Below are 20,858 nucleotides of genomic sequence, written 5' to 3' on the forward strand. Positions count from 1 at the left end.
AGTTACCCTTCAGCCCTTCTTCGGCCGCGGCGTAGGCGGCGACAACAGCAGCTTGCCCGCCCCCGCTTCCAGGGCCAGGGCCGCGCACTCACGCGTGTCGCGGTAGTAGCCCTGGGCTTCGCCCGGGTTCAGAGTCGCTTCGATGTCGCTGTCCAGAACCTTGGTGCGGTCCCGGAGTTCACGCTCGGTCGAGGTCATACCACCATCCCCTTATGCGGAAAGGAATGTCTTCTTCCACTTCCAGTGGAACCCAGTCCGGCACAGGGTGCAAACGGCAGGAACATCCTCTTTCGGGGCATATCGGCGATGGCCTGCGAAGAGACGAAGGCGCTGGGGTTTGCGAACGGGGAGCGGCCCCCGCCTCCGGGGGCGGGGGCCACATTGATCGGTGGCGGGCTCCGGCGGTCGCCCGTACCGGCCTCAGTCGGCCGGTCGGGCCGAAGTGCCGGGCCGCTCGGTTCGATTGACCGTTCAACCCTTCTTCGGCCGCGGCGTCGGCGGCGACAGCAGCAGCTTGCCCGCGCCGGCCTCCAGGGCCAGGATCCCGCACTCGCGGGTGTCACGGTAGAAGCCTTCGGCCTCGCCTGGGTTGAGGACTTCTTCGATGTCGCCCTCCAGGACCTTCGTCCGGCCCCGGAGCTCACGCTCGGTTGACGTCATGCCGCCATCCCTTCATGCGGAAAGGAATGTCTTCTTCCGCTTCCAGTGGACCGCAGTACGGCACGGGGCGCAAATGGCGGGAATCCAGCTTTGTGGTACAGGAACCGCGCGGCGACCACCGGTCGGGTGGGGCCGGCCGGGGTCGCCCATCTGCCCATCCCGGATGGCGCAATTGACCGCATTACCCATTAGATGGTGCAAACCGCGCGCCCAAGTCGGCGCACGACGACCGACACGGTGTGTGCCTCACCGGAGTCCGGCGAACGGAGCCACGCCATGACCACCGATGACCCCACAACTCGCCCCGCGGCGGGCGGCCCTGACCGGGCGAAGCCGCCCCACCCGCCCGACCCGCCCGTCCCGACCGGCGCACCCGCCCCACCCGGAGCGCGCGCCACCACCCGAGCGCCCGGCGGCGCGGCGCACACCGAGGCGTCGCCCTTCGGCACGGTGCCCGTCGACGCGGCACACGCCGAGGCCGTCCGCCTGGGTACCGCGCCCCCGCCCGCGCCCGCCGCGCCACCGGCCGGGACGACGCACACGAACGGCACGTACACGCACGTGGCGCCGCGCGAAGCCACTCCCCCGAACGGAGCGAGCGCGCACACCCCGCCGCCCGGGCCGGCCGGCACCGCGCGGGCCGACGGAGCCCCCGCGTACACGGCGCCGGCCACGGCCGACGCCCCCGGCGGCGTGCCGGACGGCGCCGCGTACGGTGAAGCCCCGCAGCACGACGCCGGGTACCGCGACGCCGCGTTCCACGAAGTCGCCTACGACGAGTCGGCGTACGGCGAGGGCGGGCCCACGGGTCGCCCGCACGCGGAGCCGGTGTCTCCCGACACCGCGCCCGCCGACGACGTACGGACCCTCGACCGTGACCCCTGCACCGACACCACCGCCGCGACCGGCACCGACAGCCCGGACGCCGACCCGGCCCGGGCCCGGGGGTACTCCGAGGAGACCGACGCGGCGGTCGACGCCGCGCTCGTCGACGCCGTGCTCGGTGAGACCTCGGGTACCGAGGCGGACGACGAGGACAGCGACGAGCGCATACGGACGCTGATCTGGACGGCCGCCACCTACCGCCCGCTGGAGGAGGTCGCCGCGCTGGTGACCCAGCTCAAGCACACCAAGGCCGTCGACAGTCCCGCGGACGAGGCGCTGCGCGCGGCCGCCGTGGCCCGGCCGCTGGAGGAGGTCCGGCAGCTCGTCGCGATGCTCAACGAGGCCGGTCACACGCTCGACGACAGCGATACGACGCTGCGCGCCGCGGCCGTCGGCAGGCCGATCGAGGACGTCGTCCAGCTCGTGAGCATCCTGGGCACCGGCGACGAACAGAGCCCGCCCCCCGTGCCGGGCGAGGCGGCACCGGCCGGCCCCGTCCAGGCGGTGCCCGAGAACCCGAACGTCCGCCCGCCCCGGTCCCTTTCCGGCGCGGCGGCACCGGCCCCGGAGCCGAAGGTTCTCGAGCCCGAACCGGCTTCCGGGAGCGCCTCTCCCGCCACCCCCCGGTCGGGACTGCGCTGGCCCGCGGCGGCGGCCCTGTTCGCCTGCGGCATCATCCACCTGCCCACCGATTTCAGCGGTCTGCGGTCCGGCGGGTACGCCGACGTCCTGGCGCTCGTGGTCACCGTGCTCTGCCTGGTGATCGGCGAATGGCTGATCGTTCGGGACTCCCCTCGCGTGTGGGGCTTCGCGGCCGCGACGTCCATCGGTGTGGTGTCGCTCCACGGGATCGCGGGAAGCAGCGGGTTCGCCCTGCTGGAGAGCAGTCTCGGCCGGTCGTGGGCCTGGTCGGGCGCCGCAGCCGTGACGTGCGCGATGGTCACGGCACTCCTGGCGGGTTCGGCGCTGCTGCGCCGGCAGAAAGAGCCCGACGCGGCCAACGGCACATGACGGGCCCCGCCCTCAGTGGGCCGCCCTGGCACGGGAGCCGCTTTCCGCGCGGCTCCCGTCGCCGTGTCCGTACTCGCCACCGCGCCGGTGTTCACCGCCGTGCCGGCCGTTGCCGTTGCCGTTGCGGCTGCCGGTGCGCGTGCCGTGCAGGGCGAACGCCGTGTTGACCAGGGCCACATGGCTGAAAGCCTGCGGAAGGTTGCCCAGTTGCCGTCCCGACACGGGGTCCCACTCCTCCGACAGGAGCCCGACGTCGTTGCGTACGTCCAGGACGCGTTCGAACAGCTCCCGCCCCTCGGCGTGGCGCCCGGTCAGGGCCAGCGAGTCCGCGAACCAGAGCGAGCAGGCCAGGAACGTGCCCTCGCCGCCGTACAGTCCGTCCACCTCGTTGATCCGGTCGGCGCCCCCCGTGTCGGCGTACCTGCGCAGGAAGCCGTGGTGGTCGAGCCGCCGGGCCGCCTCGAGCGTGCCGCGCAGCCGGCGGTCGTGCGAGGGGAGGAAGCCGAGCCGGGGCATCAGCAGCGCGGAGGCGTCGATCCGCCGCGAGCCGTAGTACTGCACGAAGCAGCCCGACTCGTCGTCCCAGCCGTGGCTCAGGACGTCCTTGCGGATCTCCTGCCGCATCGCGCGCCAGCGTTCCGCCGAGCCGCGCAGACCGGCGACCCTGGCCATGCGCAGGGCGCGGTCGGCGGCGACCCACGACATGACCTTGGAGTGGACGAAATGGCGCCGGGGGCCCCGCACTTCCCACAGGCCCGCGTCCGGTTCGCGCCAGTGCTTCTCCAGGTATTCCATGAACGAGGCGATCAGGCGCCACACCTGGGTGTCGATGGTGACTCCGGCCCGCAGGGCCGAGTAGATGGTGTTGAGGACCTCGCCGTACACGTCGAGCTGGAGCTGGCCCGTGGCGGCGTTGCCGAACCGCACGGGCCGGGAGTCCTCGTAGCCCGGCAGCCAGGGCGCGACGGTCTCGGGGAGCCTCCGCTGTCCGGCCACGCCGTACAGGGGCTGGAGGTCGGAGGGCTCCCCCGCGATGGCGCGCACCAGCCAGTCCTTCCAGGCGACGGCTTCCTCGCGGTATCCGGAACGCAGCAGGCACGAGAGGGTGAAGGTGGAATCACGCAGCCAGCAGAAGCGGTAGTCCCAGTTGCGCTCTCCGCCCAGGAACTCGGGGAGGGAGGAGGTGACGGCGGCGACAATGCCTCCGGTGGGTTCGTAGGTGAGCGCTTTGAGGGTGACGAGGGACCGTACGACGACATCGCGCCACGGCCCCTGGTACAGGCATTTCGCGGCCCAATTCCGCCAGAATTCCAGCGTTCCGGCGAGGACCTCCTCGGTGTCCCCTCCCATGACCGGGGAAATATGTGAAGGGCTCCAGCGGAGAACGAAGGTGACCCGCTCGCCCGCGCGCACGGAGAACGCACACGACGTACGGGGTTTGGTGACGGACATGTCGACGGCCGCGTCGGCCCGGAGGAACGCCGAGTCCGGCCCGGCGACCGCGGCCACCGTGCGTCCGTCGACCGTCCGGGTCCAGGGGACGATCCGCCCGTTGTCGAAACGGATCGTCAGGTCGGCTTGCATGTCGACGCGTCCGGACATGCCCTCTACCCGCCGTACGACCTGCGGAAGCCCGCCGCGGGGCGGCATGAAGTCGGTGACCTTCACGGAACCGCCGACGGTTTCCCAGACCGATTCGAGCACCAGGGTGTCGGGCACGTAGGAGCGCCGCGCGCAGGTCCCCGCGCCGGCGGGCGCGATGCGCCAGCTGCCGTTGTCCTCGCCCCCGAGCAGCGCGGCGAAGCAGGCGGGCGAGTCGAAACGTGGCACGCACATCCAGTCGATCGCCCCGTCCTCGCCGACGAGGGCCGCGGTTTCAAGGTCTCCGATAAGAGCGTAGTCCTCGATTCGCCCGGCCATGCCAAGAATTCTAGTCCCCTCCCAGTGGCCGATGCGCGGGCAGCAGCCGCCGGTTCCCCGGATCCATTTCGGCACGGAATAACTTCCCGGCGCTTTCCATGCATTTCCACTTCCCCATTGACTGGCCATCGGCGCTGTGCTACGGATTGACATCAGCAGGCCAGTTCCTGGCAGACACGCCCCAGGAAGAGGTTCCCGTGTCCTCCGTCCAGGCAAGCCGTGATCCGGCGCCCTTTGCCCCGCACCCGCTGCGGCGGGTGACGGACTGGCCTGCCGCCGGCACCGCCCCCGCCCCCGCCCGGCCCGGGCGGCATCCCGTACGCCGGGGCTCCGACCGCCTCGCACTCGCCGCGACCGGACGCCGTGTGGGCGTGCGCAGGCCGTGTGCCGCACCCCGCCGCCGACGCGGGCACCCCGTGGCCTCGCACGCCACGGCACGCCGCCGCGACGACGATTCCGACGGCGGTCCAGCATCCGCTGATCCTTCACGCACGGCCCGTGGGCCGTACCGGGCGACGCCATTCGGTGTGTTCGCCCTCTTTCACGTGCTCGTCGCCCCCGCCCCCGGCGTGGGGCGGCGCAGCCGCGTGACCATGTTCCTCGGGTGGCCGCGGGGCAGCGGGCGGATGCGGACGCCCCGCCCCGCGGTCACCCTTCCCAGGGAAGCGATGCCGAGACGGGTCGTGGAGCCGCTGCCGGCGTACGCGCAGGTGCCTCGCGACGCCCGCACGCCCACGGCGCTCGGCATCGCGCCGCGGCCGTTCCCGGTCCGGTGCTCGCCCCACCGGTCCGGGAACGCCGTCGGGCACACCGTCGGACCCGTGGAACGGCCATGACCGCCGGAACGCGCCGTCCGCGCGTGCTGTTGCTCGCGAGTGGCCCACTCGACTTCCACGAGGACGTGGACACCCAGCTTGCGGCGGCCGTCGCGGACGCGGTGACGGACGTCGACTTCACCTGGTTCGCCCGGTGGCCGCGCCGGGGCGGCCCGCGTCCCGTCGGGGGCGGTCGGCCGGTGCCACTGCCCGCCGTGGACGGCATGCCCCGGATCCTCCAACGGCTCCTGATGGCCTTCGCCGGCGCGCTGGTCGCCCGCCGTGTCGACCTCGTCCACGCGGTACTGCCCGTCGACGAGGTCTTTCCGCTGCTCTCCCGGCTGTGGCCGCCCTTGCTGCGCGGCAAGCCGGTCCTGCACACGGTCCCGGGCGTACGGGATCCCAGGCTGCCGTTCCGTTCACGGCCGCTGGGCCACACGGTGGCACTGTCGTCGGCGACCGCCAGGGACCTGAGTGCCGCCGGCTTCGGCCATGTGCTGGTCGTCCCGCCGGTGGTCCGGCTGGACCGCTGGCCGTACACGCCGCGTCCGTCGGGCCCCACGCCCAAGGTGCTGGTGGTCGGCTACCCCGGCCCGCGCGGAGGCGTGGAGGAGGCCGTCATGGCGGCCGCGGTGGCCATCAGGGCGGGGGCGCGCTTCCGGCTGACGGTGGCGCTGCGATCCCGCCCCGGCGACCGCGTGAACGCGCCGGAGTCGTCCGTGCTGGCGCTCGCGGAGCGGGAGGGACTGGAGGACGTCGAGGTTCTCGGGTACGTGCCCGACATGCGGCACGTGGTGGCGTCGGCGGACGTGCTGCTGTTCGTGCCACGTGTACTGGACGTCCGGCCGGAGGTGCCGCTGACGGTTCTGGAGGCGCTCAGCACCGGCCGTCCCGTGATCCTCGGCGACCACCCGCAGTTCGTGGCGCTCGGTGACACCGTGCTGAGGGCGCCGGTCGGTGACGCGCGCCGCACCGGCCACCTGCTGCGCCAGTTGCTGGACCGGCCGCACTGGTGGCAGGTGCTCTCGGAGCAGGGCAGGGCCACGGTGGAGGACCGGTTCGGGCCGGAACGGTTCGCGGCGCAGTACTCGCGCCTCTACCGGGAGTTGCTGGACTGAAGCGGCCTGCCCTCACCGGCTCGCTATTCGCTATTCGTCGGTACTCGCTATTCGCTATTCGTCGGACGGGATCCTCACCGCCTGGAGCAGCACCATGCCGGTGTCCCCGTAGTCCGGCAGCGTGGGGTCCTTGTCGACGCGGGTGACCTGGAGTCTCTCCGTGTACGGGGCGAAGACGTGCCGTACCGTCGCCGTGTCCACGGGAAAGGCCGGCCAGGCCAGGCCGGCGCCGATGTGATAGCTCGGCATGTTCTCCATGAACGCGCCGACGAGGTACCCGCCGGGGCGTACGGAGTGGATGAAGATGCCGCACAGCTCGGCGAATTCGTCCGCGTCCTCGGTGACGCTCTCGGCGACGAAGTTCATGGACGCCAGGTCGTAGGTCCCCGCCGGGACGGCGGTCGCGTCGGCGTGCAGCACCCGGACCCGGGAGAGGGCCTCGGTGAGGCTCACGGGCAGGCGGGGGTCGAGGCTGCGGCACAGGGCGTAGAACGTGTCCCAACTGTCGTCGGGGCGTTCCAGTTGCCCTGCCAGGTAGGCGACGTTGGCGGCGCTGGGTTCAAGGGCGTCGATGCGGCGGGCGACCGCCGCGGCGAGCATCAGCGGGTAGAGGTTCGGCCCGGCGCCGAACTCCAGGGAGCGTCCGAGCCCGTCGGCGGGGAGTTCCTGGTAGAAGCCGGCGTGGTGGCGGATGACGGTCGCGTCGGAGGCGTGCATCCGCCGGTAGTTCTCGGCCAGGTAGTCGTTGACGGGCCACTGGTCCCAGTCGGCGTCGGCGTTGTGGCGGTGGTGACCGGCCGGCCGGCCGTCGTCGTAGCGGGGATCGGTCACGGTGACCACCCCTCGGGCGGCTCGGCCGGGGCAAGGCTCTGCTGGAGCGGGAACCGGTCGGCGAGCTCGGTGAGCGCGTCGTTGAGCTGGTCGATCTCCTCGTCGGTGTTGAGCGCGGTGACCTGGACCCGGAAGCCGATCTGTTTGCGCGGCACGAGCGGGTAGCCGGCGAGGGTGACGTAGATGCCGTGGTCCCACAGGAAGTCCCCGACCGCGTCGAGGTCCCAGCTGTCGGCGAGCGGGATCTCGATGATGGGCAGACCGTCGGTGTTCGGGGTGGCGACGCCCAGGTCGCGCACATGGTCCAGGACGCGCCGTGTCTTGCGGTGGAGGTCGGCGCGGATGGTGTCGCCGCGCCGGTCGTTGACGTCGAGTCCGGCGAGGACCGTCGCGAGCGAGGCCGTCGGCGAGGGCCCCGAGTGCAGGTAGGGCCCGGCCGCGACCTTGAGGTGCGCCTTGAGGTCGGGGGGCGCGGTGACGAACGCCAGGAGCGAGGAGTACGCCTTGGAGAACCCGGCGACCAGGATGATCCCGTCGTACGACTCGGCGAGGTGGCGCACGACGCCGTTGCCCTTGGAGCCGTACGGCGAGGTCTCGTCGGGGGCGCGTTCGCCGATGATGCCGAAGCCGTGGGCGTCGTCGACGTACAGCAGCGCCTCGTGGGCACGGCAGATGGCGGCCAGGCCGGCCAGGTCGGGGAGGTTCCCCGTCATGCTGTTGACGCCGTCGACGCAGACCAGGCGGGTGGCGCCCGGCGGGGCCGAGGCGAGGAGCTGTTCCAGCTCGTCGGGCCGGTCGGCCTGGAAGCGACGTACCGACGCGCCCTGGCCGCGGGCGACCAGGCAGCCGTCGTACATGGTGCGGTGGGCACGGGCCTCCACGCACACCTGGCCGCCTCCCGCGAGGACGGGGATCACGGAGGAGTGGATGAGGGTGATGGTCGGCAGCAGCAGCGTGTCCGGTGCTCCGAGGAGGCCGGCGAGCCGTTCCTCGATGTCGGTGTAGAGGCGGGGGTTGCCGATGAGCCGCGACCAGCTGGGGTGAGTGCCCCAGCGGCGTACGTGGGGGGCGATGGCGTCCATGATCTCGGGGTCGAAGTCGAACCCGAGGTAGTTGCAGGAGGCGAAGTCGGCCAGCCAGCGGTCGCCGCAGCGGATGCGCCTGCCGTGCACCTCGTCGATGACGGCGTCGCACATGCGGCTGGTCTTCTGCAGGCGTGCCAGGTCGCCGACACGCTGCTCGCCCCGGGCCGCGGGGTGGGTGACGGTCCGGTTCTCGCCGCGCCTGCCGACGAGGGGCGACGCCTGCCGTTCGCCGGACATCTGGAGGAACCGCCGGGCCTCGTCGGCGTTCATGGGCCGGGCGAAGAGGTAGCCCTGGCCGAATCGGCAGCCCATGGCGCCGAGCAGGTCGCGCTGGCCCGCGTTCTCGATGCCTTCGGCGATGACCCTGAGGCCGAGGACGTCGGCGATCCGCACGATGCCCTCGACGAGCGCGACCTGCTGGCCGTCCGTGACGATGTCGTCGATGAACGATTTGTCGACCTTGAGGACGTCGATGGGGAACTCGCGCAAGTAGCTCAGCGAGGAGAACCCCGTACCGAAGTCGTCGATGGCGATGGAGACGCCGAGGCGCTTGAGCGTCCGCATGGCTGCCCTGATCTGCTCGTCGCGGCGCATCAGGACCGATTCGGTGATCTCCAGGACGAGGGAGCCGGGCTCGAGACCCGAGGTGTCGACGACGCGCCGCACGTCCTCGACGAAGGCGGGGTCGATGAACTGGCGTGCGGACACGTTGACGTTGAGGTGCAGGGGCGGGGTGTGCGGGTGCTCGCGTTGCCAGCGCGCCACGTCGCTCGCGGCGTGTTCGAGCACCCACGCGCCGAGCGGCATGATGTGCCCGGTCTCCTCGGCGAGGCTGATGAATTGGTCCGGCGGTACGAGGCCGCGGCGGCGCGGCCAGCGGATCAGCGCCTCGAAACCGGCGACCGCGCCGCCGTTGATCTCGACGATCGGCTGGTAGCGGACGGCGAACGCCTGGTCGTTGATGGCGCTGTCCAGTCCCGCCTGGAGTTCGTGCCGTTCGACCATGCCGGCGTGCAGGTCGGGCCGGTAGCGCTGCCATTGGCCCTTGCCTGCCGTCTTCGCGGCGTACAGCGCGAGGTCGGCGTGGCCGAGCAGTTCCTCCGCCTCGTCGCTGTCGCGGGCCGTGGCCACGCCCACGCACGCCGACACACTGGTCGATCCGGTGGTGAGCCGGAACGGTTCATCGAGGGCCTCGACGACCTGTGTGGCGAGCCCTTCGGCGTCCTCGGGTCCTCTGGCGCCCTCCATCAGGATGGCGAATTCGTCGCCGCCGAGCCGGGCGGCGGTGTCGGTGCGCCGTAGCGCGGCGGTCAGGCGGCGGGCGACGGCGACGAGGAGTTCGTCGCCGACGGAGTGGCCCATCATGTCGTTGACGACCTTGAAGTCGTCGAGGTCGACGAAGAGCACGCAGGTGAGCGTGGCGTCGCGGCGGCCGCGCAGCAGGGCGCGTTCGATGCGTTCCAGCAGCAGGACCCGGTTGGGCAGGCCGGTCAGTGAGTCGTGGAAGGCGCGGTGGGTGAGTTCTCGTTCCAGCTCCCGCTGCTCGGTGACGTCCCGGAGCGTGAGCACGATGCCGTGGACGGTCTGCTCGTGGCGGAGGTTGCTGCAGCGGACCTCCACGTCCAGTCGCTGGTCGTCGGAGCGCAGCACCCGCCAGTCGTCGTGGACGTCCCCGGCGTCCCCGGCCCGTACGCGCCGCAGGGTGCGGGCGGCACGGAGGCGGTCCTGTTCGGCCACGAGCCGGGCCAGGGGGGTGCCACCGAGGGGGGTGCCACCGAACATGCCCTGGGCGGAAGGGCTGGCGTAGCGGACGGTGTCGTCGTCGTCGACGATCAGGATCACGTCGGAGGCGTTGTGCACAAGGGTGCGGAAGTACGCCTCGCTCCGGCGCCGGTTGATCTCCTCGCTGAGCCCGACGCGTTCGAGTGCCAGGGCGGCCTGGGAGGCGAGGGACTCGACCGACAGGCCGAGCTGCTCGAGCCGACGGCGGGGTCCGGCCACCAGGAGGGCGCCGATCAGCGGGTTGACCGACTGGGGGGCTTCGAGTGTCAGGGGGCTGAGCATCACCCGCGTCGCCGGTGTGAGCGCCGCCTCGGGCCCGAGCGCGGCCACGTCGACGAGCCGCGTCCCGTCCACGAGCCGGCCGCCCGGCGGGGCAGTCGGCGGCTCGGCCGGCGAGGTCCCGGCCTGCGCGGTCCCGGCCCGGGGGGCCCCGGCCTGCGCGGTCCCGGCCGGTTGCCCGGCGGGTGCCGCCTCGTCCCCGGCGGGCGGACCGGCTTGGGGCGGAGGGGCCGCTTCGGGGGCCGTGCCGGTGGTGGACGAGCTCGGGGCGCCGACCGTGCCCAGGACGTCGGCGGGGATGTCGATGTTGCGGGTCCAGGGCCGGCCGAACGTGGTCACGGGACGGAGCCGTCGGCCCGCGTCCACCTCGAGGAGCACCGCCTCGTGCTGAACGCCCTGGCCGAACAGGGTCGCCGCGGCCGCCTCGACACAGCGTGCGACGTCCCGGGGCGTCACCGCTCCGACGAGCGATGCGGCGGCGACACGGAGGCTCCGCTCGCGGGTGACGGCCCGGCGGTGCTCGGAGACGAGCTCCCACAGGCGGGCCATGACCAGCAGGAACATCACGGCGGAGAACACGGCGATGACGGCGGCGTCCCGCACCGTGCCCAGCAGCGCCTCGACCAGCAGCATGACGGGCGCGATGAGCGACGCGACGGCGAGGACGGCGAGGCGGCGCTTGGCGATACCGGGCCCCGGCCGGGGCACCCGTTCAGTGAGCCGGACCATGGACGGGTGCAGTGCGGCCAGGCCCCAGGCGGTGAAGAACACCACCCAGCCGAGGTCCATGTAGGTGCCGACCCGCCAGGTGCCCTGGAGTTGCAGCAGCCCGTACAGGACGTCCGAGGTGAGGATGCCGAAGGTGCCGAGAGCGAGGAGCTGGAGGGACCGCTCGCGTGTTCCGCCGAGGGTGAGCAGCCGGACGAGCATGGCGAGGATCAGCACGTCCCCGAGCGGATAGGCGATCGCGACCGCCTGCTGGATCCAGGTCTCGCCCCCGGCCATGGTCAGCGGATTGATCAGGTGCACCCACGACAGCAGGGCGAGCCCGGACGTGAGGATGAGGGCGTCGAGGAGGCTGGCGAAGTCGCGCGACTCCGTCCGGTACCGCATGAATCCGAAGAACCCGGCGGCGAACAGGGGGTAGGTCAGCAGGTAGAAGACGTCCGCGAGCGAGGGAAACGGGCTGGTCTGCCCGGAGACCGGTTCGAGGAGGTTGTACGTGGTGTCTCCCGCCGCGAAGGTCAGGTTCGCGGCGGCGAGCATCAGCCACGGCCAGCGCCTCGCGGGGCGGTGGATGCGGAGGCCGATGAGGATCGCCGCGACCCCGGTCAGTCCGATCACGGCCCACATGCTCGTGTGGTGTGCCGGAACCGTCAGGTAGACGACGGTGAACGGGGTCACGAAGAGCACGTAGATCAGCATCAAGCGGTGGGGGGAGACCGGTGGCTTTCGGTGCGCGACCGGGGCGGCGTCCCGGTGCGGTGCCTGTCCGCCGTTCGGCCGCAGCCACTTCTCGAGACGGGTGTTCGGCTCCACGTTGACCGCCGGTTGCTCTGGATAGGTCCTAAAGAGTTATATTTACATCGTATACATACACTTTGCTCCGATATAGGACGAAGGTCAAGGGATGCCCGAGCAGGCAGGCTCCGGGCCGCGAAAACGCCGGCGTGGCCGGCTGAGCCGGGACCTGGTACTGGCCACGGCGCTCGCGCTGGTCGACCGCGAGGGCCTGTCGAGCCTGAGCATGCGGCGGCTGGCGGCGGAGCTGGGCGTGGAGGCCATGGCGCTGTACCGGTACGCGGCGGGGAAGGACGCGCTGCTGGACGGGCTGGTCGAGGCGGTGTTCACGGAACTGCTGGACACCCTGGGCCCCACGGACGGCACCGGCGGCGGCACGGGGACCGCGGCAGCCGGCGCCGAGGACTGGCGCAGCGGACTCCACCGCACGGTCCGTGAGATGCACCGGGCCTCCCTGCGCCACCCCCACGTGGTCCCCCTGCTGGCCACCCGGATGCTCGCCGTGCCGCTGTCCCGCCGCCCCCGGGCGGTGCTGCGCACACAGGAGGGCGTCCTGGTGCTGCTCTCCCGCGCCGGACTCGACGCCCACCGTACGCAGTTGGCGTACCGGGCCGTGACGGCGTGGGCCCTCGGCTACGTCTTCGTGGAGCTCACCGCCGTGGTGGACGACCCCGACGAGCCGGAACCGGCGATCCGTCTGGGTCTGCACCGCATGCCCGTGCACGAGCTCCCCCAGCTGCGGGCCACCCTGCCCGCCCTTGCCGAGCGCGCGGGCGAGGACGTCCTCGCCGTCGGCCTGGACGCACTGCTGGATCGTTTCCTCGACACACCGGGAAGGGAAGCGATGACGTAGTCGACAACGCCGGGAGGGCACCGCATGACGACCTCCGTGCACGGCCCCGCAGAGGAGGCCGCGGGCCCCTCGGGGCCCACAGGGCCGCCGCGCTCGCGCAGGGCGCTGGTGGCGGGCTCGGTGGGCAACCTCATCGAGTGGTACGAGTTCGGCGTCTACGGCTACTTCGCCACCGTCATCGCCGCCACCTTTTTCACCCCGGAAGGCGGAAGCGACGCGGAGGCGCTGGTCAGGACGTACGCGTCGTTCGCACTGGCCTTCTTCTTCCGGCCGGTGGGCGCGGCGCTCTTCGGGCGCGTCGGCGACCGCCTGGGACGGCGCCCCACACTGATCCTGGTGGTGCTGCTGATGACGGCCGCCACCACCCTGATCGGGCTGCTGCCTTCGTACGCCACCATCGGCGCCGCCGCGCCCTGGCTGCTGACGCTGCTGCGCATCGTCCAGGGGCTCTCGGCCGGAGGGGAGTTCGGCGGCGCGGTGTCCCTGATGACGGAGTTCGCCCCGCCGGGCCGGCGCGGCCTGTACGGGGCGTGGCAGTCCTTCACCGTGGCGCTCGGGCTGCTCGGTGGGGCCGGGGTGGCGGCCGTGCTCGCCACCGTGCTGTCGGAGGCGCAGCTCGCGTCGTGGGGCTGGCGGGTGCCGTTCCTGCTGACGCTGCCCCTGGGGCTGGCCGCCCTGTGGCTGCGCCTGCGGCTGGACGAGACGCCGTCGTTCCGGCGGCGGAAACCGGAGGCGGTCGCCGCACCCGCGCGGGAGACGGTGCGGGCCGTCGCACTGGGAGCGGGCCGGGTGATGGGCTGGTCGGCGGCCGGTTACACCTTCCTGGTCGTGATGCCGTCGTACCTGCAGAGCGTGCTGGACGCCACGTTCCGGCAGGCGCTGATCGCGACCGTGCTGGCCAACGCGGGCTTCGCGGCGGCGATCCTCCCGGCGGGCGCGCTGAGCGACCGGCTGGGGCGGCGCGCGGTGATGCTGTCCGGCGCGGTGGTGGCCGCCCTGCTGGCGTTCCCGCTGCTGAACCTGTTGCAGGACCCGGATGCCCCGACGGCCGCCAAGGGTCTCGCCGTGTGCGCCGCGGGCGCGGTGGTCGGCCTGATGGCGGGGCCGGGGCCCGCCATGCTCGCCGAGATGTTCCCCACCCGCGTCCGGTACACCGGTCTGGGACTGGCGTACGCCCTGTCCAACGCCGTGTTCTCCGGCTGCGCGGGCCTCATCATCACCGAGACGGTCGAACGCACGGGCGACGTCGACATCCCCGCGTACTACGTGGCGGCCACGTGCGCGGTCAGCGCCCTCGCCCTGGCCACCCTGCGGGGCGACGACCACCGCCGCGCGCTGCGCGACTGAGCGACTGAGCGACAGAGCGAGGAGGACCATTGCGGGTCATCGGGCTGATGTCGGGGACGTCGTACGACGCCGTCGACGCCGCGGCCGCCGATCTCGAGCTGGACGGCGACACGCTGGTTCTGGCGCCCCTCGGCATGGTGAGCGCCCCCTACCCCGCCGAGCTGCGTGCCGCCCTGGCCGCGGCCCTGCCCCCGGCGGCCACCGGCATGAAGGAGGTGTGCCGCCTCGACACCCGTATCGGCCAGGCCTTCGCGTCCCTCGCCGTACGGGCCGACGAGGAGCTGTGCGGCGGGCGCGCCGACCTCGTCGCCTCGCACGGGCAGACCCTCTACCACTGGTCCGAGAACGGCACGGTGAACGGCACCCTCCAGCTCGGCGAGCCCGCCTGGATCGCCGAGGCGACCGGCCGCCCCGTCGTGTCGGACCTCCGCGCCCGGGACGTCGCCGCCGGCGGTCAGGGCGCTCCGCTGGTGAGCATCGTGGACGTGCTGTGGCTGCGCGGACGCCCAGGGGTGCCGGTCGCCCTGAACCTCGGCGGCATCGCCAACATCACGGTGGGTGGGAGCGGCCCTCCGGTCGCGTACGACACCGGGCCGGCGAACGCCCTGATCGACGCGGCCGTGCAGCACTTCACCGACGGCAGGCTCGGGTACGACGAGGACGGGGCCCTCGCCGCCCGCGGCCGGGTCGACGAGGCGCTGCTGCGGCGGCTGCTGGACGATCCGTTCTACGCGCAGCCGCCGCCCAGGACGACGGGCAAGGAGCTGTTCCACCTGCCGTATCTGCGGGCGGCTCTCGCCGGGCGCGAGGCACTGCCCGCCGACGACGTCGTGGCCACCCTCACCCTGCTCACCGCACGGACCGTGGCGGACGCCGCCCGTTCAGTCGGGGCCACCGAGGTGGTCGCCTCGGGCGGCGGTACGCGCAACCCGGTGCTGATGGCGGTGCTGCGTACGGAACTTGGCGGTGTCCCGCTGCGCGTGTCGGACGCGCTGGGGCTGCCGTCGGCCGCCAAGGAGGCGTACGCGTTCGCCGTGCTCGGGTTTCTGACCGTTCATGGGCTCGCCGGGACGGTGCCCGCGTGCACCGGCGCCCGCCACCCGAGCGTCCTCGGCTCGCTCACACCCGGACGGCACGGGTGGTGTCTTCCGGAGCCGGCGGGGACCACTCCGGTGCGGCTGCGGTTGTCCGGCAATTGACATCGTCCGGCGTCGATCTGTTTCAGCTCCTCTCCTCGCGGCGACCCGGAAGGAACGAACCATTCGACCGAACCATTCGACGGACTGGGAGAGTTCCATGAGTGACTGGCGCCAGCAGGCGGTCTGCCGCGACGAGGACCCCGACCTCTTCTTCCCGATCGGGAACACGGGCCCGGCGGTTCTCCAGGCGGAGGATGCCAAATCCGTGTGCCGCCGCTGCCCCGTGCGGGAACCGTGCCTGGAGTGGGCGCTGGAATCCGGCCAGGAGGCAGGCGTCTGGGGCGCCACCACCGAGGACGAACGGCGTGCCCTGAAGCGCCGCCGCGCCGCCCGCCGGGCCGCGCGGGGCACCGGCTGAGGCGGCACGGACGCCGACGGGCCGGCCGCCCGGTGGGGGGCGGCCGAGGCCCTGGGCGCAACCTCCGTCGCTGCTTCTCGGGGCGGCCCGGCCACGCCCGTCCTCGGCGCGTTCGGCGAACTCGCCGATCACGTGGTCGATCCGGCCGAGCGCTGCCGCGCTCGCCCCGGCGCCCCGGCGGCCCCGGCGGAGCGCGGGGACGTGGACCGCATCCGGGCAGCCGCCGGGCGGTCACGGGAGCGGGGTCGGCCAAGGCCGTGTAGTGACGGTACGCGCACGGTGCCTCACGGTCCGTCGACGGGTCTGTTCAGGGAACGTGTGTCCGGTTTACGTTGGAGTGGCCGCCCCTGTCCAAGGCGATCCCCCCGGAGCCCCATGCACATCGCCCGAACCGCTTCCGCCGCGCTCACGAGCGCGATCGTCGTGGTGCTCGTCGGCTGTGGCGCGGGAGGCAGCGGCGCGGCCGAGCGTCCCGCGGCGGCCGTCGCCGACCCGGTGCCCGCGGCCGGCGTGACCGCCGCGGTCCCGGCGACGCCCGCGGCCCCGGCGCCACCGGTCGCCCCCAGCGCCCCGGCCGTCGTTCCCGCCGCGCCGTCGCCCGAGCCGTCGCCGAGCGAGACGGCCCGCACCCGGACCGCCGTGCTGGCCATCCCGGCCATCGGTGTCGAGGATCTGCGGGTGGTGCCGTACGAGGGGACGACCGACGACTGGCCGGGCACGAAGATCCAGGACCGAGGCGTGGCCGCCAGCCCCTACGGCCCGCACGGTGGTGTGGGCCCGGGCGAGGTCGGAAACTACCTCGTCACGGCCCACCGCCTCTCCGCCGGCGGCCCCCTGCGCGATCTGCCGGCTCTCGAGGTGGGCGAGTCGGTGTTCGTGACGTCCGGTGGCACGGTCCACGAGTACCGGATCACCGAAACCCGTAAGACGTCGTTCCGCTCCGAGCGCTCCCTCGCCGAGCAGCGCGCCGCGGTCCCGGGGAAGCCGGGCGAGCGGCCCACCAAGGCGATGATCACCGTCTCGACGTGTGCGACACCCGAGGACGACGCGGCCGGCAACTTCTGGCGGGACGCCAAGGGCAACCCCGAGCACCGGATCGACAAGGTCGGCGTGCTGGTCTCGTCCGAGAAGGCGCGGGGCTGACTCCGGGCCGGACGCGCCTATCCGGCGTCGAAGTCGGCCCACCGGCCGAGGGTGAAGCCGCCGTTCTCCTTCCGGACCTCCACGGCGCCCGCTCCGCCGAAGTGCGCGGGGACCACCAGCTCCCTCTCGTCCGCGGCCCGTTCGAGGACCCTGCGGCGGCTCGCGGCCGCTTGTCCCGGGTCGAGGCAGAAACAGCTGTTGCAGGCGGGGTGGAGGATCTGCACGGGGCTGTGCAGCAGGTCGCCGACGAAGACCGCCCGGTCGGTCCCCGAGGCCAGCCGCAGCACGGACGTTCCGGGGGTGTGGCCGGGGGCGGACTCCAGCGTGAGGTGCTCGTCGATGCGGTGGGTACCGTCCCACAGCACGGCCTGACCGGACCGGTGGACCGGCGCGACGCTGTCCTCGTAGACCAGCCGGTCGTCCTCCCGCAGGCCGTTTCCGTACGCGTTGCTGGGGCCGAAGTAGGAGTCGTCCGCGGCCGGTATGAGGTACTGGGCGTTGGGGAAGGTCGGCACCCACTCCCCCGCCGAGCCGGTGGTGTTCCAGCCGACGTGGTCGCCGTGGACGTGCGTGTTGACGACGACGTCGACGTCCTCGGGGCGGATGCCGGCCCGTGCCAGGTCCCCGAGGAAGTCGCCCTGCCAGTGGTGGAACTCCGGGGTGTCGGGCCGCTCCCGTCCGTTGCCGACCCCTGTGTCGACGAGGACGGTCCGCCCGCCGCTGCGCAGCACCCAGCTCTGCAGCGCCATCACCGCCCGGTCGCTGTCCGGTTCCCAGTGGTCCGGCGCCAGCCAGTCCTCGTTGTCCTTCCAGACCTCGGCCCCGGTCTCCGGGATGATGCCGCGGGCGGGCGCGAACGGCCCGAGCCACTCGACGACCCGGATGATTTCGACGTCCCCCAGGACGATGTTTCGCCGCTTCTTCTCGCTCATGCCCTCGACCCTAGGCAGGGCCGGTGAGCGGCTCAATGTCCGCCAGGCTCACCGGAATACGCGTCCCGCTCATGGCGTGTGGCGGGGGATACGCTGTGCCCATGGATGTGGTGGGCGATGCGATCGCCGCCGTCCGCATCGGGCGGCCGTCGTCCAACCGGGTGCGGGTGAGCGGGGGCTGGTGCACGCGGCTGGAGCCGTACGACGGCGCGGGCTTCCACGTAGTACTGGAGGGCAGTTGCTGGCTGCTGCCCGACGGCGGCGCCCCTGTCTCCCTCGGCACGGGGGACGCGGTGCTGCTGCCGCACGGCACGGGGCATGTGATCGCCGATGCTCCGGCCGACGCGGCGACCGTGGGCCGGGCGGTGCCGTTCGAGGGCCGGACCGACGGCGCCCCCTCCGAGCGGCCCCGGGCCGTACGCGGCGAGGTGGAGGTGCTGTGCGGCAAGTACCGCCTCGACCGCAACCGGGTGCATCCGCTGATGGCGGAGTTGCCGGAGGTGGTCCATCTGCCGAACCGCGTCGGCAGGCATCCCGAACTCCGCGCCGCCATCGACCTGTTGGGGCGGGAGCTGGGCGCGGAGCGGCCGGCGGCGAGCATCGCGGTGCCCAGCCTGCTGGATCTGCTGCTCGTCTACATGATCCGGTCGTGGATGACCGAGAGCGCGACCGGTGCCTGGCCCGCCGTGCTGAGCGACCGGGTGACGCACACCGCGCTGCGGGCGCTGCACTCCCGTCCGGCCGCCTCGTGGACCACCGACCTCCTGGCCGCCGAGGCGGGTGTCTCGCGCCCCACCCTGGCCCGTCGTTTCACCGCCCTGGTGGGCCGCCCCCCGATGGCGTACCTCACCTGGTGGCGCCTGACGCGCGCCGCCACGCTGCTGCGCGACACCTCGGACCCGCTGGCCGTGATCGCCCGCCGCGTCGGCTACGCCAGTCCGTACGCCTTTTCGCACGCGTTCAAGCGGGAGTTCGGGGCGACCCCGGGCAGGTACCGGGCGGATACGGCGGAGGACTCACCGGCGGAGGGGTGACTCGCGCGGGGCTCACAGGCGCAGGGGCAGTGACTTCAGGCCGTTGATGAAGTGGGAGACCAGCCGCCGGGGCGGGGCGGCCGGCTCGTACGGCGGGAGGACGCGCAGCGCCTCCTCGTGCAGGACCCGCAGTTGCAGCCGGGCGAAGTGCGCGCCGAGGCAGATGTGCGGGCCGTCGCCGAACGACACGTGCGGGTTGGGCGAACGGGACAGGTCCAGGCGGTGCGGCTCGGGGAAGACCCGCTCGTCGTGGTTGGCGGAGGCGTGGAAGACGACCACCTTGTCGCCGCGCCGGATGCGCTGCCCGTGCAGGACGCGGTCCTCGGCAGCGGTGCGGCGGATGTGCAGGACGGGCGGGTGCATCCGCAGGAGCTCCTCCACGGCTTCCGGCACGGCGAACTCTCCTTCCCGCAGGCGCCGTTGCTCGTCCGGGTGCTCGGCCAGCACCAGGAGCCCGCCGGGGGCGGCGCTGCGGACGGTGTCGTTCCCGGCGACGGTGAGCAGGAAGAAGAACATCTCCAGCTCGCCGTCGGACAGGTCGGCGTGCGCGAGGGAGGTGAGGACGTCGTCGGCCGGGTGGTCGCGTTTGTACGCCGCGAGGTCCTGGGCGTAGGCGAACATCTCCTTCAGCATGGCGGGCGAGCGCGGATTGACGGGCGTGCCGTCCGGTCCGAGCACCGGGGGCTCGTCCGGGTCCTGGTACGCGATGACCCGCTCGGTCCAGGTGAGCAGCAGCCCGCGGTCGCTCACCGGTACGCCGAGCAGGTCGGTGAGGTTGAGCAGGGCGTACTCGTCGGTGACGGTGTGGACGACATCGACCTCGCCGTCCCCGTCGCGGGCGGTGGCGTGGGCGGCGGAAAACAGCTCGCGGGCCCTGGCGCGGGCGGCCGCCTCGAAACGGTCGGTCCGGCCGGGTGTGAAGGCGCGGCTGACCAGGCGCCGGAGCCTGCCGTGCTGGGGAGGGTCCTGGTTGAGCATCATGCGCCGGATGAACGGCAGGTCGGCCGGGTCGGGGTCGCGGATCTGCGTTGCTCCCAGGTGGGACGAGTAGGCGCGGGTGTCCCGGAGGACTCCTACGACATCGGCGTGGCGGGTCACCGCCCAGAAGCCGGGTCCGGCGGGCCAGCCCAGCACCTCGTACTCGTCCTGCCAGGCCACCGGCTGCCGGTCGCGCAGCTCGCGGTAGGCGTCGTGCGGGAGGCCGCGCGCGTACAGCCGGGGGTCGAAAACGTCCGGTGGAAGCGGGACGGTCACGCGGGCCCGTCCGCGCGCAGGAAGTCCTCCACGGCCCGGATGAGTTCCAGCGGCGTCTCGTCCATGGCGTAGTGCCCGGCGCGGGGCAGTTCGGTGACCCGGCCCTTGGGGTAGCAGCGCAGCCAGGTGCGGCGCATCAGCTCGGCGCCGAGGGCGGGGTCGAGTGCCCCGACGACCGCGAGGGCGGGTACGTCACTGCCGGCGACCTCGGCGTGGAAGTCCTCGTGCGCCCAGGAGTCGAGCCAGGCACGGAAGGCCTTCGGGTCGCTGCGTTCCACGGAGCGGCGCACCATGCGGTCGAGCCAGGCGTCCGGGCGGTTGCCGCCGGTGGTGGCGTCGAGGATGGCGCGGCGGTTGCCGGGGTTCTCGGCGGCCCCGGCGAACAGGTCCCACTGTTCGGGTGGCATGAGCAGCCCCGCCGCCGGGACCGGGGAGATGCCGACGAGCCTGCGGACCCGGTCCGGTGCGGCGGCCAGGACCCGCTGGGCGACGCTGCCGCCCATCGAGTGCCCGACGACGGAGAACCGGTCCCACCCGAGCCGGTCGGCGAGGGCGAGCAGGTCGTCCGCCGCCTCCGTGGTGGTGTACGCGCCGGGCACGCCCATGGCCTCGCCGTAGCCGCGCAGGTCCACGAGGGCGTAGCTGAAGGCCGTGCGGTCGAGGTCGGGGACGACGGGCGCGTAGGCGGCACGGTCGGCGAGCCAGCCGTGCACGGCCAGGACGCGGTGGGGTCCGTCGCCAATGAGCTGGTGGGGCAGGAGGAAGGGGGCCACGGTCGCTCCGATCGGGAGGGGTCGGCCGGTCGCGTTCACCTTGGCCCGTACCGGCGCG

Annotated in this window: 17 protein-coding genes; 8 read left to right on the forward strand and 9 right to left on the reverse strand. The window is 72.8% G+C overall.

Going from position 1 to position 20,858, the window contains the following annotated elements:
- Window positions 1–9 precede the first annotated feature (9 nt).
- Together ACZ6C1_RS05900 and ACZ6C1_RS05905 are read right to left on the reverse strand one after the other, a co-directional pair.
- Complete coding sequence (locus tag ACZ6C1_RS05900; RefSeq protein ID WP_469238052.1) at window positions 10–198, reverse strand: hypothetical protein; 189 nt, start codon at window positions 196–198, stop codon at window positions 10–12.
- Between the two features lie 273 nt (window positions 199–471).
- Window positions 472–660, reverse strand: a complete 189-nt coding sequence (locus ACZ6C1_RS05905; RefSeq protein WP_469238054.1) for a hypothetical protein — start codon at window positions 658–660, stop codon at window positions 472–474.
- 276 nt (window positions 661–936) lie between these two features.
- On the opposite strand from ACZ6C1_RS05905, the gene ACZ6C1_RS05910 reads away from it, so the two are divergent.
- Window positions 937–2,556 (forward strand): hypothetical protein, encoded by a 1,620-nt coding sequence (locus tag ACZ6C1_RS05910; RefSeq protein ID WP_469238056.1) that lies wholly within the window; start codon window positions 937–939, stop codon window positions 2,554–2,556.
- A 12-nt stretch (window positions 2,557–2,568) separates the two neighbouring features.
- Here ACZ6C1_RS05910 and ACZ6C1_RS05915 read toward each other — a convergent pair whose 3' ends face one another.
- Window positions 2,569–4,476 carry a glycoside hydrolase family 15 protein gene (locus ACZ6C1_RS05915; protein WP_469238058.1) on the reverse strand — a complete coding sequence of 636 codons (1,908 nt, stop codon included), beginning with the start codon at window positions 4,474–4,476 and terminating at the stop codon, window positions 2,569–2,571.
- A 541-nt stretch (window positions 4,477–5,017) separates the two neighbouring features.
- A complete protein-coding gene (locus tag ACZ6C1_RS05920) occupies window positions 5,018–5,224 on the reverse strand; it encodes a hypothetical protein (protein WP_469238060.1) in 207 nt (68 codons plus the stop codon).
- Between the two features lie 84 nt (window positions 5,225–5,308).
- Here ACZ6C1_RS05920 and ACZ6C1_RS05925 point away from each other — a divergent pair, with 84 nt between their 5' ends.
- The gene (locus tag ACZ6C1_RS05925; protein WP_469238062.1) at window positions 5,309–6,409 is read left to right on the forward strand and encodes a glycosyltransferase; all 1,101 of its coding nucleotides are present in this window, start codon (window positions 5,309–5,311) and stop codon (window positions 6,407–6,409) included.
- Window positions 6,410–6,463: 54 nt separating this feature from the next.
- On the opposite strand, the gene ACZ6C1_RS05930 is transcribed toward ACZ6C1_RS05925, so the two are convergent.
- A complete protein-coding gene (locus ACZ6C1_RS05930; protein ID WP_469238064.1) occupies window positions 6,464–7,240 on the reverse strand; it encodes a class I SAM-dependent methyltransferase in 777 nt (258 codons plus the stop codon).
- Window positions 7,237–11,925: an aminotransferase class I/II-fold pyridoxal phosphate-dependent enzyme gene (locus ACZ6C1_RS05935; protein ID WP_469238066.1), complete on the reverse strand. Its 4,689-nt coding sequence runs from the start codon at window positions 11,923–11,925 to the stop codon at window positions 7,237–7,239. Before ACZ6C1_RS05935 ends, ACZ6C1_RS05930 begins: the two co-directional genes overlap by 4 nt.
- 91 nt (window positions 11,926–12,016) lie before the next feature.
- Between ACZ6C1_RS05935 and ACZ6C1_RS05940 the strand changes: the two genes are divergently transcribed.
- The 5 genes from ACZ6C1_RS05940 to ACZ6C1_RS05960 all read left to right on the forward strand — a co-directional run bounded on the left by ACZ6C1_RS05940 (window position 12,017) and on the right by ACZ6C1_RS05960 (window position 16,807).
- Window positions 12,017–12,760 carry a TetR/AcrR family transcriptional regulator gene (locus ACZ6C1_RS05940; protein WP_469238068.1) on the forward strand — a complete coding sequence of 248 codons (744 nt, stop codon included), beginning with the start codon at window positions 12,017–12,019 and terminating at the stop codon, window positions 12,758–12,760.
- A gap of 24 nt (window positions 12,761–12,784) precedes the next feature.
- Complete coding sequence (locus tag ACZ6C1_RS05945) at window positions 12,785–14,107, forward strand: MFS transporter (RefSeq protein WP_469238070.1); 1,323 nt, start codon at window positions 12,785–12,787, stop codon at window positions 14,105–14,107.
- Window positions 14,108–14,136: 29 nt separating this feature from the next.
- On the forward strand, window positions 14,137–15,306 hold the full coding sequence (locus ACZ6C1_RS05950; protein WP_469238072.1) for an anhydro-N-acetylmuramic acid kinase: 1,170 nt from the start codon (window positions 14,137–14,139) through the stop codon (window positions 15,304–15,306).
- 97 nt (window positions 15,307–15,403) lie between these two features.
- Window positions 15,404–15,664: a WhiB family transcriptional regulator gene (locus ACZ6C1_RS05955; protein WP_469238074.1), complete on the forward strand. Its 261-nt coding sequence runs from the start codon at window positions 15,404–15,406 to the stop codon at window positions 15,662–15,664.
- Between the two features lie 375 nt (window positions 15,665–16,039).
- A complete protein-coding gene (locus ACZ6C1_RS05960; RefSeq protein WP_469238076.1) occupies window positions 16,040–16,807 on the forward strand; it encodes a class E sortase in 768 nt (255 codons plus the stop codon).
- Between the two features lie 17 nt (window positions 16,808–16,824).
- On the opposite strand, the gene ACZ6C1_RS05965 is transcribed toward ACZ6C1_RS05960, so the two are convergent.
- Window positions 16,825–17,739, reverse strand: coding sequence for an MBL fold metallo-hydrolase (locus tag ACZ6C1_RS05965; protein ID WP_469238078.1), 915 nt, complete (start codon window positions 17,737–17,739; stop codon window positions 16,825–16,827).
- A 101-nt stretch (window positions 17,740–17,840) separates the two neighbouring features.
- Between ACZ6C1_RS05965 and ACZ6C1_RS05970 the strand changes: the two genes are divergently transcribed.
- On the forward strand, window positions 17,841–18,773 hold the full coding sequence (locus ACZ6C1_RS05970; RefSeq protein ID WP_469238080.1) for an AraC family transcriptional regulator: 933 nt from the start codon (window positions 17,841–17,843) through the stop codon (window positions 18,771–18,773).
- A gap of 12 nt (window positions 18,774–18,785) precedes the next feature.
- On the opposite strand, the gene ACZ6C1_RS05975 is transcribed toward ACZ6C1_RS05970, so the two are convergent.
- On the reverse strand, window positions 18,786–20,027 hold the full coding sequence (locus ACZ6C1_RS05975) for a cytochrome P450 (protein WP_469238082.1): 1,242 nt from the start codon (window positions 20,025–20,027) through the stop codon (window positions 18,786–18,788).
- On the reverse strand, window positions 20,024–20,800 hold the full coding sequence (locus tag ACZ6C1_RS05980; protein WP_469238084.1) for an alpha/beta fold hydrolase: 777 nt from the start codon (window positions 20,798–20,800) through the stop codon (window positions 20,024–20,026). Before ACZ6C1_RS05980 ends, ACZ6C1_RS05975 begins: the two co-directional genes overlap by 4 nt.
- Window positions 20,801–20,858 lie beyond the last annotated feature (58 nt).

The organism is Streptomyces sp. NPDC041796, assembly GCF_055590785.1.

Coding starts and splice junctions, on each gene's coding strand:
- ACZ6C1_RS05900 (WP_469238052.1), bottom strand. CDS start 198: ATGACCTCGACCGAGCGTGAACTCCGGGACCGCACCAAGGTTCTGGAC.
- ACZ6C1_RS05905 (WP_469238054.1), bottom strand. CDS start 660: ATGACGTCAACCGAGCGTGAGCTCCGGGGCCGGACGAAGGTCCTGGAG.
- ACZ6C1_RS05910 (WP_469238056.1), top strand. CDS start 937: ATGACCACCGATGACCCCACAACTCGCCCCGCGGCGGGCGGCCCTGAC.
- ACZ6C1_RS05915 (WP_469238058.1), bottom strand. CDS start 4,476: ATGGCCGGGCGAATCGAGGACTACGCTCTTATCGGAGACCTTGAAACC.
- ACZ6C1_RS05920 (WP_469238060.1), bottom strand. CDS start 5,224: ATGCCGAGCGCCGTGGGCGTGCGGGCGTCGCGAGGCACCTGCGCGTAC.
- ACZ6C1_RS05925 (WP_469238062.1), top strand. CDS start 5,309: ATGACCGCCGGAACGCGCCGTCCGCGCGTGCTGTTGCTCGCGAGTGGC.
- ACZ6C1_RS05940 (WP_469238068.1), top strand. CDS start 12,017: ATGCCCGAGCAGGCAGGCTCCGGGCCGCGAAAACGCCGGCGTGGCCGG.
- ACZ6C1_RS05945 (WP_469238070.1), top strand. CDS start 12,785: ATGACGACCTCCGTGCACGGCCCCGCAGAGGAGGCCGCGGGCCCCTCG.
- ACZ6C1_RS05955 (WP_469238074.1), top strand. CDS start 15,404: ATGAGTGACTGGCGCCAGCAGGCGGTCTGCCGCGACGAGGACCCCGAC.
- ACZ6C1_RS05960 (WP_469238076.1), top strand. CDS start 16,040: ATGCACATCGCCCGAACCGCTTCCGCCGCGCTCACGAGCGCGATCGTC.
- ACZ6C1_RS05965 (WP_469238078.1), bottom strand. CDS start 17,739: ATGAGCGAGAAGAAGCGGCGAAACATCGTCCTGGGGGACGTCGAAATC.
- ACZ6C1_RS05970 (WP_469238080.1), top strand. CDS start 17,841: ATGGATGTGGTGGGCGATGCGATCGCCGCCGTCCGCATCGGGCGGCCG.